The organism is Mesorhizobium sp. M7A.F.Ca.CA.002.15.2.1, from assembly GCF_003998715.1.
Taxonomy (GTDB): Bacteria; Pseudomonadota; Alphaproteobacteria; order Rhizobiales; family Rhizobiaceae; genus Mesorhizobium; species Mesorhizobium ciceri.
The window spans coordinates 1-14271 of sequence record NZ_RZPI01000059.1; the positions used below are offsets into that span (position 1 = coordinate 1).

19 protein-coding genes are annotated in these 14271 nt (G+C 59.9%); 7 read left to right on the plus strand and 12 right to left on the minus strand.

Features of this window, described 5'->3' with window-relative positions; translation table 11 throughout:
* Positions 1-520 (plus strand): MFS transporter (locus tag ENZ74_RS06035; protein ID WP_127312695.1); only part of this gene is annotated, 520 nt, incomplete at its 5' end.
* A gap of 260 nt (positions 521-780) precedes the next feature.
* Here the strand turns inward: ENZ74_RS06035 and ENZ74_RS06045 are convergent.
* From ENZ74_RS06045 to ENZ74_RS06055, 3 genes are all read right to left on the minus strand, one after another.
* Positions 781-1278 carry a GNAT family N-acetyltransferase gene (locus tag ENZ74_RS06045; protein ID WP_063168154.1) on the minus strand — a complete coding sequence of 166 codons (498 nt, stop codon included), beginning with the start codon at positions 1276-1278 and terminating at the stop codon, positions 781-783.
* Entirely contained in the window at positions 1275-2045 is a 771-nt protein-coding gene (locus ENZ74_RS06050) for a copper homeostasis protein CutC (protein ID WP_063168153.1), read from the minus strand. Before ENZ74_RS06050 ends, ENZ74_RS06045 begins: the two co-directional genes overlap by 4 nt.
* 85 nt (positions 2046-2130) lie before the next feature.
* Positions 2131-2562 carry a cupin domain-containing protein gene (locus tag ENZ74_RS06055; RefSeq protein ID WP_024503833.1) on the minus strand — a complete coding sequence of 144 codons (432 nt, stop codon included), beginning with the start codon at positions 2560-2562 and terminating at the stop codon, positions 2131-2133.
* Between the two features lie 223 nt (positions 2563-2785).
* Between ENZ74_RS06055 and ENZ74_RS06060 the strand changes: the two genes are divergently transcribed.
* From ENZ74_RS06060 to ENZ74_RS06070, 3 genes are all read left to right on the plus strand, one after another.
* The gene (locus ENZ74_RS06060; protein WP_013531273.1) at positions 2786-3274 is read left to right on the plus strand and encodes an Hsp20 family protein; all 489 of its coding nucleotides are present in this window, start codon (positions 2786-2788) and stop codon (positions 3272-3274) included.
* A 68-nt stretch (positions 3275-3342) separates the two neighbouring features.
* The gene (locus ENZ74_RS06065; protein WP_063168152.1) at positions 3343-3798 is read left to right on the plus strand and encodes a hypothetical protein; all 456 of its coding nucleotides are present in this window, start codon (positions 3343-3345) and stop codon (positions 3796-3798) included.
* A 43-nt stretch (positions 3799-3841) separates the two neighbouring features.
* A complete protein-coding gene (locus ENZ74_RS06070) occupies positions 3842-4141 on the plus strand; it encodes a DUF982 domain-containing protein (protein ID WP_063168151.1) in 300 nt (99 codons plus the stop codon).
* A gap of 505 nt (positions 4142-4646) precedes the next feature.
* On the opposite strand, the gene ENZ74_RS06075 is transcribed toward ENZ74_RS06070, so the two are convergent.
* From ENZ74_RS06075 to ENZ74_RS06110, 8 genes are all read right to left on the minus strand, one after another.
* Positions 4647-4892 (minus strand): hypothetical protein, encoded by a 246-nt coding sequence (locus tag ENZ74_RS06075; RefSeq protein WP_063168150.1) that lies wholly within the window; start codon positions 4890-4892, stop codon positions 4647-4649.
* A gap of 606 nt (positions 4893-5498) precedes the next feature.
* Positions 5499-6035: a hypothetical protein gene (locus tag ENZ74_RS06080; protein WP_063168149.1), complete on the minus strand. Its 537-nt coding sequence runs from the start codon at positions 6033-6035 to the stop codon at positions 5499-5501.
* Positions 6022-6489 carry a hypothetical protein gene (locus ENZ74_RS06085; RefSeq protein WP_063168148.1) on the minus strand — a complete coding sequence of 156 codons (468 nt, stop codon included), beginning with the start codon at positions 6487-6489 and terminating at the stop codon, positions 6022-6024. The genes ENZ74_RS06080 and ENZ74_RS06085 overlap by 14 nt, the downstream gene beginning before the upstream one ends.
* A 338-nt stretch (positions 6490-6827) precedes the next feature.
* Positions 6828-7217 (minus strand): hypothetical protein, encoded by a 390-nt coding sequence (locus ENZ74_RS06090; RefSeq protein WP_127224118.1) that lies wholly within the window; start codon positions 7215-7217, stop codon positions 6828-6830.
* Positions 7218-7306: 89 nt separating this feature from the next.
* Positions 7307-7771, minus strand: coding sequence for a hypothetical protein (locus tag ENZ74_RS06095; RefSeq protein WP_127224117.1), 465 nt, complete (start codon positions 7769-7771; stop codon positions 7307-7309).
* Positions 7772-8236: 465 nt separating this feature from the next.
* Positions 8237-8653 carry a hypothetical protein gene (locus ENZ74_RS06100; protein WP_063168144.1) on the minus strand — a complete coding sequence of 139 codons (417 nt, stop codon included), beginning with the start codon at positions 8651-8653 and terminating at the stop codon, positions 8237-8239.
* 701 nt (positions 8654-9354) lie between these two features.
* Positions 9355-9975, minus strand: coding sequence for a sigma factor-like helix-turn-helix DNA-binding protein (locus ENZ74_RS06105; RefSeq protein ID WP_063168143.1), 621 nt, complete (start codon positions 9973-9975; stop codon positions 9355-9357).
* 486 nt (positions 9976-10461) lie between these two features.
* Positions 10462-11025, minus strand: coding sequence for a recombinase family protein (locus ENZ74_RS06110; protein ID WP_063168142.1), 564 nt, complete (start codon positions 11023-11025; stop codon positions 10462-10464).
* Between the two features lie 953 nt (positions 11026-11978).
* Here ENZ74_RS06110 and ENZ74_RS06115 point away from each other — a divergent pair.
* Together ENZ74_RS06115 and ENZ74_RS06120 are read left to right on the plus strand one after the other, a co-directional pair.
* Positions 11979-12170 carry a hypothetical protein gene (locus ENZ74_RS06115; RefSeq protein ID WP_063170253.1) on the plus strand — a complete coding sequence of 64 codons (192 nt, stop codon included), beginning with the start codon at positions 11979-11981 and terminating at the stop codon, positions 12168-12170.
* Positions 12170-12412, plus strand: a complete 243-nt coding sequence (locus ENZ74_RS06120; protein ID WP_063168141.1) for a DUF982 domain-containing protein — start codon at positions 12170-12172, stop codon at positions 12410-12412. The genes ENZ74_RS06115 and ENZ74_RS06120 overlap by 1 nt, the downstream gene beginning before the upstream one ends.
* Here the strand turns inward: ENZ74_RS06120 and ENZ74_RS06125 are convergent.
* The gene (locus ENZ74_RS06125; RefSeq protein WP_063168140.1) at positions 12406-13215 is read right to left on the minus strand and encodes a sulfite exporter TauE/SafE family protein; all 810 of its coding nucleotides are present in this window, start codon (positions 13213-13215) and stop codon (positions 12406-12408) included. The genes ENZ74_RS06120 and ENZ74_RS06125 overlap by 7 nt on opposite strands.
* 244 nt (positions 13216-13459) lie before the next feature.
* Here ENZ74_RS06125 and ENZ74_RS06130 point away from each other — a divergent pair, with 244 nt between their 5' ends.
* Positions 13460-14269, plus strand: a complete 810-nt coding sequence (locus tag ENZ74_RS06130; RefSeq protein WP_181172675.1) for a thermonuclease family protein — start codon at positions 13460-13462, stop codon at positions 14267-14269.
* Positions 14270-14271 lie beyond the last annotated feature (2 nt).

Consider the following 14271-nt stretch of genomic DNA (forward strand, 5'->3'; position numbering starts at 1 on the left):
ACGCATCACGCCTGCCGCTGCCGCCGGCTTCGTCGGCCTGCTGTCGATCTTCAACATGCTCGGCCGCTTCTTCTGGGCCTCGACCAGCGATTATATCGGCCGCAAGACAACTTATGCCATCTTCTTCGCGCTGGGTGTCGTCCTCTATGCGGCGGTGCCGTGGACCGGCCAGACCGGCAGCGTTTTCCTGTTCGTGCTGTTCTACGGGATCATCCTCAGCATGTATGGCGGCGGCTTCGCCACCATTCCCGCTTACCTGCGCGACGTCTTCGGCGTGCGTTACGTCGGCGCCATCCACGGCCGATTGCTGACCGCGTGGTCGGTGGCGGGCGTGCTTGGCCCGGTGCTGGTGAATTATATCCGGCAGTACCAGATCGACAGCGGCGTTGCGAAGGCCGACGCCTACACGGTCACCATGTACATCATGGCCGGCCTGCTGGTTGTCGGCCTCCTGCTCAACCTGATGATGCGGCCCGTCAATGCGCGCTTCCACATGAAGACCGAACCAGCGGTGGCTTAGAGTCAGTTCCATCCCGATAGAATCGGGATGGGCTCTATCTTATTGTTTGAGCATGATCTTTTCCGAAAACCGGAGTCCACTTTTCGGGATCAGCTCTGAGGAGACCGACCATGGCGCAAGACAACGAGAATTCGATCAAACTCACGCTGGCCTGGCTGCTGGTCGGCATCCCGTTGGTCTGGGGGTTCTGGATGACGCTGGTGAGTGCGACAGCCCTGTTCCAGTAGTCCTCATCTTCGTGCGCGGATCTGCCTGGTCTGTCAGGCGCTGATCTGCCTGACGTAATAGCGCACCGCTTTCTTGCCGCCATGGATAACGGCGTCGCCGGCCTCGACGAAGCCGAGCGCAGCGTGAAAGGCATCCGAGGCGGGGTTCGGCGGGGCGGTGTTGACTTCGCAGGTGACCAGCGTGTGGCCGGCGCGCTCAACATGGCCGAACAGGTCCTGATAGAGCCGGCGGGCGTGGCCGCGGCCGCGTGCGTGCGCCGCCACGACGACCCGGTCGACATAGACGAAGCGCTCATAGCGCTCGCGGAACCACAGGAAATTCGGGCTGTCGTAGCGGGCATCCTGGTCGAAGGTCATGATGAAGGCTTCGAGATCGCCGATGCGCCTGGTGTAAAATGCTTCGCCAAGCAGGAAGGACAGCCGCTCAGCCTCCAGCCACGACAGTTCGGCGGCATGCTCGTTGTTGAGCGCCAGGATCGCCGCTTCGTCTTGGGCCGATACACGGGCTATCGGGGCAGGGCTCGAGGTCATGCCTTGGCTGCCGCGATCGTTGCCGCCACCAGCGCTGTGTCGGTCAGCGTGTTGCGGTACTCGCGATCGAGATCGGAACCACCCATGCCGACATGGGGATTGCGGTAGTCCATGGCACTCGGCACATCCTTGAGGGCGGCAAAATGCATTTCGGACAGGCCGGTTCTGCTGCGCACTTCGGCAATGTTGTGCAAATCCAGTCCGCCGCAGCCGAGGATGACGATGCGGTCGCCGGCCTGCCGCACCAGATCCGCCAACAGCGGCAAGCCTTCGATGGCAGTGTCACGCTGGCCGCTGGTCAGCACGCGGCCGACCTTGCTGCGGATCAGCGATTCGAGCGCCTCGGCCGGCTCGCGCGTCATGTCGAAGGCGCGATGGCAGGTGACGTTCAAGGGGCCGGCGGCCTGCGTCAGTTCGCTCATGCGCGCCTCGTCCATGGTGCCATCGGCGTTCAGGCAGCCAAACACCACGCCGGGCACGCCGAGTTCGCGCAGTGCCGAGACATCTGCCAGCATCGAGGCATATTCCGTCGCACTGTAGAGAAAATCGCCGCCGCGCGGCCGCACCATGACGTGAAACGGCACGTTTGCCTGCTCGATGGCGGCGCGGATCGTGCCGAGGCTTGGCGTGATGCCGCCTTCGACGAGGCTGGCGCACAGTTCGATCCGGTCGGCGCCGGCGGCTTGCGCCGCGAGAAGGCCGTCAATGCCTTCGACACAGATTTCGATCAGCGGCAGGCGGAGAGCTTTGGTCAAGGGGCGATCCATTCCATGATTTCCCGGCCAGCCCTACCACCGCGCCGGTTGCTGCGAAAGCGCGAACAGACTTTCGCGCCGGGCACGGACTTCGCGGTTATTGGCGCAATTCCGTGTTCTTGGCGCCTTGCTCGACCTGATCGATCACCAGAAGCTTCACCTCGATATCACCGATATTGGTGGCCTGATGCCACTGGCCGATCATTTCGATGATGAAATCGCCGGCCTTGTAGGTGTTGCTGTCGCCGGTCTCGACATTGGTGACCTTCAGCGTGCCGGCCTGGACATAGGCATAGCGCGGGAAAGGGTGCCTGTGGACCGGCAAGGTCGCGCCCGGCGCGATGTCGTAGGTCGAGACCAGCACCTGCACGTTCTTCTGCGGCAGCGTGATCGGTTGGCCGGACGCGGTCGTCGTGCGCGACGCAAGAGGGGTCACGACGACAGGCGTGCCGCTGCTGTCCAGCGCGTGGGCCGGGTTCGCGGAAAAGGCTGCCGCGAGCAGCAGTCCTGACATCAAAATTTTTCGCATGATTCGCATCCACCCCTGGCGTCAACATCGCGCAGTGGCCACCAGCACGCAAGGCAGCGCCTTGGGCACCTGCCTGCCGGCCAAAAATATTTTTGTCGCCCTCTTGAAGGAAAAAAACACGATTACCAGATCGTTTTCCGTCGAGGCTTCGGCTCGACATACTGGCGTCGCAGCGACGCTGCGACAGCCTCGTAATCCATGTTGCTTCACGGAGGATATGGCTATGAGAAGCTCTGATTATACCCCTCTTTACCGCACAACGGTCGGCTTCGACCGTCTCTTCGATATGCTCGAAAAAAGCGTACGCTCCGACTGGCCTCCCTACAATATCGAGAAGACCGGCGAGAACGACTATCGCATTACGATGGCTATCGCCGGCTTCGCTCTCGATGAGGTCGAACTCATGCAGAACGGCCCCGAATTGTCTGTCGTCGGCCAAAGGAAACCCGACCAGGAAAATCGGGAGGTCCTTCATCGCGGCTTGGCGACGGGCAACTTCAAGCAGGTGTTCAAACTTGCCGACCACGTAAAGGTCAAGGCGGCCAACCTCGAGAATGGCTTGCTGTCAGTGGACCTGGTCCGCGAAGTGCCCGAGGAACTCAAGCCTCGGCGCATTGAGATAGGGTCCGAAGCCAAAGCGGTTTCGCTCGAGCAACCCGGCAAGAAGCAGTTGATCGACTCGGATGCGGAGCCTCAACGCGAGGTCGCCTGATTCCCTGGACCTAAATCTACGGTCCGCCTCCCGGTTCGGCCGGGAGGCACAGATCGCGGAGAATGGAGATGAGAACCGGAACTTACAGTTTTCACCAACCTGAACCGAAAAATCTTGCCGCGGAATCCGCCGGATTGCGGACGCCAGATGATGTGCTGAACGAGGAGACGATGACGATCGGTGCAAAGCGGGCTTTGCTCGCTTTCTGGGCTTCCGACGTTCATGCGGTTCCTGACAATCCCGCGTTGCGGCAATTGGACAACGGCGCCATCGTGGAAGTCAGCGACATACTTCGCGCACTCCGCCTTCTGGACGAAACCGGGCGGGAACCGCGTGTTTCAAAGGAGTCGGGAACCGTCAGCCTGTCTTTCGACCGGCGCCGCAAGAAGAGCCGGCTCGGTTGGATGCGGCGCCCCTGGCGAGATGACGATGATGATCCGCCGCCAATCCCGGCCTTTGCAACGGTGCCGCCCGGGCGTGGAGGCGGCGGCATGTTGGCCGAGCCGGAGCATGCAATCGCATGATGACCCGAACCAACAACAACCCACGTGCGGAATGGAGGATCACATGAGTTACAGGACGTTCGACCGACCGGTTCTTGTCAAGAATGGCGAGTTCATTCAAGAAATAGGGTGCCTCGACGATGCGTTCGACTTCTTTGACGAGTGGCCAAGGGAGCGGCGGGGTCCGATTTTCGAAACGGCCTTTCGAGCTTGCCAGCGTGCTCACGACGGCCAGGTTCCGCTGACAGTGGCGCGCGATGCCGTCGCCGGCTTCGCAAGATCCGTCAAAATCTTGCAGGACCCGCTTGCCCAATTCCCTTGGATGGACGGCACAAGGTCAGGTCGTGGTGGGGTAATCGCTTAGCCTTGATAAGGGGCGGCGCCATCAGGATGGTCCGGCTGCATGGTCGTCGTTTCCGCATCGCTACAAGGTGAGCTGCCCTGCCAGCTCACCTTTGGCGGGCGGTTGTTGTTCGCGCCGTTAGTACGGTTTTTTGGCGGGCGCGTCCGCGTCGCCATCAGCGGCATGCGACACTATCGCAGATTATGCCACGGCCCTCAGCGGAGGCTCCGCCATTGTCCCTAGGCCGTCGCATTCCGTGCAGGCCCCGTCTTTCCGGGGCAGCCACCCCGATGGGTTCCCTGCGGGCAGCAGTGCCCGTTTGACGCATACCATTTGGAGCAGTCGAAAACCCTGCCGCTGCCATGACAGCGCGGGCATTCCATATTCGATGAAATCATACCAATTCTTGCCCAACCCAAACGCACTCGCCCCATGCCGCAAGTAACAGGAATCATTGCGCTTTCAAGCACATTGCCCTGACTTAAATTGGGGGGATCGACGGATGGCCGGCATCGATGGCGAACTATCATTGCGCCGTAATTGAGTTGCTCGTGAAAATCTTGCTCGTCACAAGCCGGGTTGGGCATTGGTCGGCACCAGCAGGCTGCGCCGCCTTGTCCGGTTCCTTGTCGGCAGTGACAGCGACTGCGTCGCCGGGCTGCGCGTTGGCGGCCTGTGTGGCCGTGGACGCGAAGAGGACCGTCTGAGTGATGAGAGCCGAAACCGCGGCAACCTGAACCAGCACGGCGGCAAGGGCGATCTTCTTGAGCATGCGAGAAAACGCTCTTTGGCGCTCCCGGTTCCCCCATTCAGGTTTTCGGCTTGCTGCGGGAACAAGGGACCGGCAGTGCGGTTAACTCGATTATGCCGAGCAAGATCAAAGAACCACCATCGAAGCCCGAACCGGAGAAGCTACCTGTCCGACGTCGGGACAAAGAAGCCCCGCCAGAGCTTGAACATGTCGACCCGCCACCACGAGATGTGCGAGAGGCACCGGCACCCAACCCGAACGGTGACAAGAGATGAAATCCTGATGAGATCGCCGTGAAGAGATCGCCGTGATCGAAGCGCGCTGCATAGCGGCGCCAGGTCAAGTTGAGGATCAACCTGCGGCTGCCTGCGGTTTTCCAGACATGCCATAGATCAGCCCCTATGGGCGACCTGACCGTCTCAACGCTTTGAAGAATTTGGCTCCCCGGGCCGGACAAGTTCGTTAAATCGAACCGGGAAAAAATAAGCCAGAAAACCCTTTAACTGCAATCGCTTATGCGACTTCTTCCCCAAAGCGTCGACCGCCTTGGTGTATCTCAAGGGGTAGCAGCGGTGTATCTCTCAGTCAAGCGGAATGACGTTCCTTGGTGATTACTGAGATTGCAAATCAACGTCGCTCCTGCAGGGCCACTACGCCGTCAGCTACCCGGAAGTACGTTGTCAGCAGGGGAGAGATGGTCCGGAAGGCGTTCGCTTGTCCAGCAAGGCCCTCGACCACACTCGACATCTGCCGTGTCACGTTGGCGAAACTCCTGTAGACATCCTTCAGGCTCTTTGATTCGGGGATCACTGCAGAGAGGCCACCTGGTCCCCTGAGTTCAGTCAGGTATGCAAATTGCTGCTGCGAGAGTTCCTCATTAGGGAGAAAGGGAAGCACAGCTTCCATTTTGTTGGCTGCGTCTGCAAATAGCTGGGCGGCTTGTTGGAACTGCTCTCTACCAGCCCCAAGACCGGCGGCCCCCTCTCTCTCTCGAAGCCCTTCGATGACCTTCGCAACGCCGTCGAGTGCAGTGGCACTTGCTTCCCGGGACCGTTGTGTCGCTTCGGCGCTGCCGACGAGGACGTTGCCGAACTCTCCGGCGTGCACCCCTGCACAGAGTGCCAGATAGATTAGCACCAGAGCTATGAGCCTATTTTTTGCCACACCATGTCCTTCTCATTTCCTCATAGTCGTCTGTTATTCTCTTCTCCTTAAGAAGCTCGTCCCATGCGGTAGCCACCGGAGCCTTGTCGAGCAAATCGCAAAAATCCTTGCCGAAAGCAGCGCCTATCTTCTGGTTGATTCCGCCAGCGTGAAGTTGCCTGAAGACCGATAGATAGAAATTCAGCATTTGCCAGAGGTCGGTTTTGGCTTCCTCCTTCTTCCCTGCGGGCAATGTGCCCATAATCAGGGGCCGAACATTTCCTCGCGAGATGATTTCACTAATAATCTCCCGGGCATCATGCTGGATGGTGTACGTGTTTGAGGCTTGCAGCGAATGGTTTGCTGAGGACAACTGGTAGATCGTCAGCCAAAATCCGATGACGGCCACTGCGACACCTAGGATCGCCGATCCTGCTTGAATAGCGTCACTGTTGGTCTTGAGCCATTTGCACATTTCCCGCCTCCCAACGGATACCCTACCTCAAGGAGCGTTGAGATGGATAGTCAGGTCCGAGGTAATACATCGCAATACCATTCGGACCCGGGTGCGGACCGAACAAGCAACCACATTCATGAATACACAAGCCCTGAGTGGCTTGGGCTCCCCGCAATGGCGAGCTGACCCCTCCGGTTGCTAGCGTAGATGCCGGGGGCTGTCGGCGAGGAGACGCAAGGCCCCTGGGCGATTGGTTGTGGAGACGCGCGCGGCGCGGCGGGCTTGGGCTCTGAAAATCCCAACCCCGACACACCTCTTGGGGCGATGCATCGGGGGTAGGAAAGGTGCTGCTATGGTTACTCGCTGTAAGCCGAACCGTCTCTGCGGGCCGCTGCTATGGCTTGGGCATGCCCGTGGAAGACGTGCCATTCACCTTTGGCCGCAGCCCTGCGCAGTGCCGGGTAGTCGGCCTCATCGACATGCTCGAAGTACGTCGCCAGTGTCAGCCCATGCTGCCGCAGCACGTTCCTATCGAGGTGCTGAGTAAATGCAGTTTCGACAACAGCCGCTTCCACCTCGTCAATGCCGTAGCCTTCGCCGGTAAGGATTTCTCCGGTCTCGACATAGGCGTCCACGATGAATTGCTGCTGGGCCTCGCTATGGGTGTCCCTGAAGCGATCAAGGCTCTGATCGGCCATGCGCACAAACTCGGCATGTTGCTTCTCTTCCTTCTCGTCGTCGGTCAATTCCTCAGTGTCGTTGGTCTCGTCGGTCTTCCCATCCACGGTAGGCAACGGAGCGGCATCAACCGCCCCGTCACTCTCGGCCTCCGTGGCTACCTGAAAGAATAGCCGTATGGGACCAGAGCCGCGTTCACTGCGGCGACGTAATCGCCCTGGCTGATCTCCCCGCGAGCCGCCATGTCCTTGGCTTGCTGGGGTCCTAACTGGATGCCGCCAACGGTCACCGCAAGCTGATCCACAAGGGCCTGCGGTGCGGAGCCGTTCATGGGCTTTGCTGCCGCAATCTGCGCCTTCTGGCCATCGGTCATGGCCTGCCCGGTATTGACGATCCCCATTCGCTTTGCCTGAAGCTGTTGATTGGCCCGCAAGCCGGCTTCCGTCTGCTGGGCGATACGCTCTTGGAGAGCCGCCTCCTGCCGGTCCTTCTCGGATTGCGCATGATCACGCCGCATCTGAGCCACCCGGTTTTCAAGGGTCTGTCGGTCTCGCGCTTCCTGAGCGCGGATGTCAGTTGAGCCGGTGGTGATGAGGCCGCTGGCCTTGTTGAAATCGTTCATGTCGTTCATTCCTTCAAATCTGGTCGTGGTTGATCGACCCGGCGCGTCAGTGCTCCGGGTGCGGGTTGGGCTTGATGATGCTGGGTGGATCAGCGCCGTGGCGTGAAGCCGTAGGTCATCGTCTGCGCGCCTTCAGGACGCGCGCTAGGTGTGGCTGGGGTGACTGGACGGGAACGGCCGGCGCTGACTCCGGTGGGCCCTCCCCGTGGCGCTGAGCGGGTCGGCCGCAGCGACACCTCGGCGACCCTCCGGGCAACCGCCACGGCTTCCAAATCGGGGTAGCCGTAGACCTCAAAGCACCGCTCGGCAGCCTCTTGGAAACTGCCCGTCCAGTCGATGCCGACTTCTGTCAGCCTCCGGTCAAGCTCTGAGACGCGCTCCCAGTTGTCTGCCTTCAGCCACTCGACCAAGGCAAGGGCTGCCTCACGGTTCGGGTAGGTCGAAACCCAATCCCGCTTGATTTGGTCAGGGCTCAAAGCGGGCATTCCGGTCGTTGCGCCACCTAAGCGGGCCGTGCTTCACGATCAGCGGCAGGTGGTCATGGAAGGTCTCCCCATGCTCGCTACCTGGCGTAGACGCCTCCAGCATATCAATGACGCTGGACTCCCGGTCTCGTGCCGGATGCCGAACCGGCAGCCTGTTGAGCCAGTCCAGCACGCCTTGCTCAACATGTCCGAGAAGGCTCCCTTTCGCCCCGACCATCCGCCTCAGTTCCAAGTTCAGCATTGACCGACTGGTGATGTATGCGCGGTCGATCCATTTGCCGGTCGGCTCCGCTCCCCGCCTCCGGGTTCGTTTTATTTCAGCTGCCTGAATGATCCATTCACGGTCGGTCTCGACAACGCGGATTGCCGGGGTGATCTGGCGGGTTGTCTCAGCCATTGGCTGTCCCCTTCACCAGACGGGCGGCCTCTCGCTTCATCTTCCGCACCTCGGCAACGCGAGCCTTGTTGCGGTGATACCATTCCCGGCTGATCTGCTTAGCGCGCTCTGGGTTCGCTGCTCGCCATTCTCGACCGTGTATTCGCCATGCAATGCGGTCGGCCTCAGTCGACATGATAGGGGTCGGCTCCTGTGGTGATGTTCATTGTGATCCTTTCGGGTAAGTGTTGGTGGTGACATTCGAAGGCCTCCCTTAAAGGGACGCCTCAGGTTGACGTGGAAGGGTGAAGACCTGTGGAGGGAGATCATCAGTCATCCAAGCATCAGGTGGACAGACTTCATGCGTCCTTTGGAGTTCCCTCTGGCTATGGCCTTGGAACAAGGGAAACCCAGAGAATAGACCAAAGCTGTGAGCGAAGCAGTACTGAGGGTGATCAGGTACTCAGGAGACATATTCCATGGTCTTCGGAGCGAAGCGACCAATGACATCCTGATATAAGGGTGTCTCTAGGGTTTCTCTGTTACAGAGGGTTTTCTAGAGGGTGTGTCTTATGTCCCTGAGCAACTCAGGAGAACCTTGGTGTTATCTTCGGATAAACCTATCGACGATAGGAACCCGAAGGGGCTGACCAAGGTAACACCCGAAGTGAAGGTCCCTGAGTGGAAGCCCTATAGTAGGTAGTCAACCATTCATGTCATTGTTAGCGTTGTGAAATCAGGTTTGGCCGACTTCCTAACTTCCGGGTTCGTTTCGGTTTGAACAATCTCCTGATAGCGGCAGCATGCTTCGATACCGCCTGCTTGGAGATGCCCAGCAGTCTGGCAATCTCAGCCTGTGACCATCCGTCCACGATGTAGAAAGCGACCCTCTCGCGGGTGCTTGCCCCGATGCCCTCGGCTGTCCACGGATCGAAGCCGAGAAGATCAGCGACCACGGGAGCCTTACCCGCCTTCAGGTGAGCCCAGACATCGAACGGAGCGCGCCCGCGCTTGGTCACCTCATGGTGCTGTACACGGCCCCGCCAAGCCATCCGCTCGCGTTCAGCTTCCAGAGCCTCGCATGGGCGCGACAGGTGAGACCGAACAGCACGGTCGGTGATCCCCAGCACCTTCGCTGATGCGGGCTGTGAGAAGCCCTCAGCACATAGGACGAGGGTGGCCTTATGGTTGAACTCTGGCGCACGTTCAGTGTCCTTGCGGGTGGCCTCTTGGTAGCGTTGGGTTGTCCACCGGGGGCCTTTCCTTTGAAATGCCTCAACCTCGGCAGTCCAGTGATCCGAGACCTCGGAGAAATCCGCCTCGACGGGACGGAAGACGGTCATGTTGGCTCCTTTCGTGGTGCTTCATACAAAATAATTGACGGGTGATTTCATACAAAATCGGAGGACAGATAGAGGGACACACGCGCCTCACCAAAGCTGCCCCGACAAGCGCCACATCCTGTCTCCCGGAAGAGCCGAACAGGGCAACAGGCGGTCGCAACAGGGGAGAACTGCACGGGGCAGCTTGGGTGAAGAGCGTTGGGTAGTGCTAGTGGAGGGGGTATTCGCCTTCACCGTGCTAGTGGTGGGGGTATGGGGTCTAATCGCCCCGTGGTCCTAGTGGTCACCCTATCGCCTTCATAGTGCTAGTGGTGTCCCTATGGGGCCGCTTTCACAGTGCTAGTGGGGGCCTTATCGCCCTCGTAGTGCTAGTGGTCACCCTATTTGCGCCTTCGTAGGGCTAGTGGGCTGACTGCCACCCTCCTGTGCTAGTGGGTGGGGTAATCGCCTCCCTATTCAGCACTCGCTCCATACTTTATGGAAACGTCAGGCCAACACGGCCAGCACCTTCTGGACCGCTGAAGGTGAACACCCGGCTTCCTTGGCAATCTGCCTCACAGAGCGCCCCTCGGCCTTCAGGGCCTTGATCCGATCATGGTCGAGCGTCACGGGCCTGCCAGTCTTCCACGGCTCGCCTTGGGCTTCTGCCTTGGCCTTCGCCTTGGCGATGCCTTCCATCTGCCGCTCCTTACGAAGCGCCGTCTCAAACTCTGCAATGCTGGCGAGGATGCCGAACACGAGCTTGCCAGTTCGGGTGGTCGTGTCCAGCGAGGCGTCATCTAACACCTTGAAGCCGACACCCTTCTTATCGAGGTCCCTGACGATCTGGTGGAGGTGTGCCGCCGATCTTGCCAGCCGGTCCACCTTGGTCACCACAAACACGTCACCGTCACGGGCAAACTCCAGCGCCTTCTCAAGCTCCGGCCTCGTCTCGTCCAAGCCGGACCTCTTCTCGCTGAAGACCTTCTCGGCCCCGGCAGACGTGAGCTTCTCAAGCTGGGTGTCGAGGTCTTGTCCGGTCGAGCTAACACGGGCGTATCCGATGATCATGTGCACTTTCCTCTAAGAGTGTTGGTGAACATCACTTAGTGGACGATAAGTGTACATGTCAAGCGGCATGTTCACAAAGGTATAGGTTTGTGGACGGAAAAGAATGGGTCGCCGCCGTAACGCGCGGAGCTAGGGGCCGATCAAGGGTGCCGAAAGGGTTTCTTTAGGGTGAGACCTAGGCGCACATGGTAGCGGCGCGCAGTGTCATCCCTCACGATCATGCGAGCTTCGGCAAGAGCGGCGCGCGCTCGAACCATGTTAACACGGGTCTCAACGAGGGTGTGGCGAAGCGCGCCGGATAAGACGATTTGGAAGCATGGGTCAGCGATCATCGGGCACCCTACACCCTTGTGTCCGACAAATACACCGATTGCCGGACAAGTGGCGAAACATAGCGCACCCTTCCGGCTACCTGTCGGCGCCCTTTGGCGCACCCTTGGCACCCTCCCAATGCATCGAAGGGATATCATATCCTTTGGCAAGCCTTGGATTGCATGGTGTTGCGCGTTGCATGTGGGGAATTGTGTGGGAGAACGCCCGCGATCACGCGCGCATCACGTCCCACGCGGGCGCGGATCAATGACGGCCGGGAGGCACCCCCACGGGGGGACGGCGCGCGTGCCAGTTGTCCGATCACCCGCTCACATTTTACTATCAAATATTCCGACCTCCTAATGGAACCAATTGTCTGACAATACGTTGAGCGCCGTTAAACGGAGCTTTTGTCACACAATAATTTAGGGGTTTAGGGGACAGCTTCATGGCCAAGCGCGACAAAGCCGGTCACAAGACCGTGGCCGACCACCTTCGTGAATCGATACGCAACGGGGACAATCGTCGAGACATACAGAAGGCCTTCGGCCTGACGGTTGACCCTGAGCTACCCCCAACACTAGCCTCGCTTCTTGATGCAATCGATCAAGCCCAAAAGGCTGCCACCCAAGAGGTCCCAGATGGCCCAGCAGCGGTACGACCTCAAGAAGGAACCGAATGGGACCTGGACGGTGTTCGACGTGTTCACCGGGCAGCCGGCTGAGCCTGATGGTCATCCAGCCACAGGTCTCGACATGGAGTATGCCGACGATCTGGTCGACCTTTTGAATGCTGCAGACCTGAAACGTAGGGTCGACCGAGGTGACTTCTGATGGCTCTCCATTGGTTCAACCCTCCGGTCTACGTGAGGTCCGATAGGGTCGGCATCACGGCAGGCATCAGTCACGTTGAGGGGGCGGCCGAGGAACTCATGAAGTGGCCCAGGAAGGGGCCGAAGTGGAACAAGGCGGTGCAGGCCTGCATCGACGCGTTCGAGGACCGGGCGTCACCAGAGGACGTTCGGCAAGCATTCGAGGAAGCTGCCGAGGAAGAAGGGATGTTGCGTCGTCAGTGACGCCAGACCTTGACCGCTGAAATCACCAAGATGGCAGCCAGCAGGGGCAGCAGCACACCGCTCGGCACAAATCCAAGCATCTGCCCGCCCAGGAACGTCCCGACAACCGAGCCGCAGGCCATGACCAATACGAACGCGATGTTGCGTCGGATGACTGAGAAGCTCTGGTCGCGGCTGTAGCGAGCGAACCCGACAATCATGGTCGGCAAGCTCACGGCAAGCGAGAGACTGCCGGCGAGCTTAATGTCGGCCCCGAACAACAGTATCAGCGTTGGGATCAGCAGTTCGCCACCAGCGACCCCGAGCAGCGCCGCAACGATGCCTATGATGAACCCAGCGAAGACCCCTGCGATCAACTGTGCTGGACCGCTGAGCAAGGCACTGTTGGCATGAGCGTTATGGCCGAACAACAGCACCCCTGCGATGAGGAAGAGTATGATCGAGATGGTCTTGTAGAGGGTCTCAGCTCGAAGGCGGGTCGCCCATCCGGCCCCGAGCCAGGCACCTATTAGGCTTCCAGCCAGGAGGTTCGCTATGATCGGCCAATGTGAAGCGATCTCCCCGAACGGGACTGTCTGAGCCCTGAACGGCAACGCGGTTGCCACCACGATCAGGCTCATGGCCTTGTTCAGGATCACGGCCTCCAGCGCACCAAAGTTGAACAGGCCGATCAGCAGCGGCAATCTGAACTCAGCGCCGCCGAGACCTACGAGACCGCCAAGCGCCCCGATAACCATTCCGCCTCCGAACGCGAGCGGCTTGCTGGGTGACGCCTGGGCGATTGGCAGCGGCTCATCGGTCATTGCGTTGTACTCCGTGGGAAACAACGCTGTAGGCCATCTTGGCTTGGACTACTAGGTACCTGATCCCCCTAAGCCACACCTGGGAGAACGTCAGGGGGGGCCTAGAGGGGAGCCTTGACGGAAGGCGATTAGGTCGTCGGTGTTCCAGATAGGCCTCTCCGAGGTGCAACTTTCCGCCCGGTGCGTACGCCTATTCACACCCAACCGCCTGCGCAGTATTGTAAGGCAGGCGTGAGGTATCGGATTGGAGACCGAGGACGACCTGAAGTCCCGTGTCGAGGCTGTGCTTACTCGCGGCCGTCTTACCCTATGGCAGCGGCAATTCCTGCTCGACATGCACGTCCGGCTGGCGAAGTACGGCCCACGCACACGGCTAAGCCCAAAGCAGTTTGCGAAGCTCTATGAGATAATAGGCTCCGCGCCATCGAGCAACTTCGAGCGGAGCCAAACAGCCCCATACCGTCCCACTTCGTCGCCGCATTGGGAGCCACGGCGACCAGGCAGCCGGGTCGCTAGGGAGGTGAGATACTTGGCGGCGCGGTTCACCAGAGCCTTCGGTTTCGCGCTGGCGCTGATCGTCGGTTCGCTCATCTACTCATACGTCGAGAAGGGCGAGCACATCTCTTGGCCCACCATGCCGTCCTTCGCGAGATCAGGCACGGGAGACCGGGCGCCGCTCGCAAGCTCGCAGTTCACTATCACCGACGGCGACACCATTCGCCTCAACGGTTCCGACAAGGGGACCCGGCTGGTGGGCTTCAATGCGCCTGAGAGCATCCAGCCGAGGTGCGACGCTGAGGCAGACCTTGGTCAGCGAGCAAAGGCGCGCCTCAAAGAGTTGGTGGCTGCGGCGAAGCTGGAGCTGAAGATGGTTCCATGTTCCTGCCCGGCAGGCACTGAGGGCACCGGCAAGTGCAACTACGGGCGAAGTTGCGGCTCTCTCTTTGCCGATGGCCAGGATGTGGGCGACATATTGGTGTCAGAGGGGCTGGCTGTACCGTTCGTCTGTGGCTCTACAAGCTGTCCGCCGACGCCACGCCCTTGGTGTGGGTAGGC

Bases quoted from the DNA above. Each gene is read 5' to 3' on its own strand.
- ENZ74_RS06050 (WP_063168153.1), bottom strand. From the start codon at position 2,045: ATGGATCGCCCCTTGACCAAAGCTCTCCGCCTGCCGCTGATCGAAATC.
- ENZ74_RS06085 (WP_063168148.1), bottom strand. From the start codon at position 6,489: ATGTGCAAATGGCTCAAGACCAACAGTGACGCTATTCAAGCAGGATCG.
- ENZ74_RS06070 (WP_063168151.1), top strand. From the start codon at position 3,842: ATGAGTTACAGGACGTTCGACCGACCGGTTCTTGTCAAGAATGGCGAG.
- ENZ74_RS06115 (WP_063170253.1), top strand. From the start codon at position 11,979: ATGGCCCAGCAGCGGTACGACCTCAAGAAGGAACCGAATGGGACCTGG.
- ENZ74_RS06060 (WP_013531273.1), top strand. From the start codon at position 2,786: ATGAGAAGCTCTGATTATACCCCTCTTTACCGCACAACGGTCGGCTTC.
- ENZ74_RS06065 (WP_063168152.1), top strand. From the start codon at position 3,343: ATGAGAACCGGAACTTACAGTTTTCACCAACCTGAACCGAAAAATCTT.
- ENZ74_RS06100 (WP_063168144.1), bottom strand. From the start codon at position 8,653: ATGGCTGAGACAACCCGCCAGATCACCCCGGCAATCCGCGTTGTCGAG.
- ENZ74_RS06120 (WP_063168141.1), top strand. From the start codon at position 12,170: ATGGCTCTCCATTGGTTCAACCCTCCGGTCTACGTGAGGTCCGATAGG.
- ENZ74_RS06105 (WP_063168143.1), bottom strand. From the start codon at position 9,975: ATGACCGTCTTCCGTCCCGTCGAGGCGGATTTCTCCGAGGTCTCGGAT.
- ENZ74_RS06055 (WP_024503833.1), bottom strand. From the start codon at position 2,562: ATGCGAAAAATTTTGATGTCAGGACTGCTGCTCGCGGCAGCCTTTTCC.
- ENZ74_RS06110 (WP_063168142.1), bottom strand. From the start codon at position 11,025: ATGATCATCGGATACGCCCGTGTTAGCTCGACCGGACAAGACCTCGAC.
- ENZ74_RS06095 (WP_127224117.1), bottom strand. From the start codon at position 7,771: ATGAACGATTTCAACAAGGCCAGCGGCCTCATCACCACCGGCTCAACT.
- ENZ74_RS06125 (WP_063168140.1), bottom strand. From the start codon at position 13,215: ATGACCGATGAGCCGCTGCCAATCGCCCAGGCGTCACCCAGCAAGCCG.
- ENZ74_RS06075 (WP_063168150.1), bottom strand. From the start codon at position 4,892: ATGCTCAAGAAGATCGCCCTTGCCGCCGTGCTGGTTCAGGTTGCCGCG.
- ENZ74_RS06045 (WP_063168154.1), bottom strand. From the start codon at position 1,278: ATGACCTCGAGCCCTGCCCCGATAGCCCGTGTATCGGCCCAAGACGAA.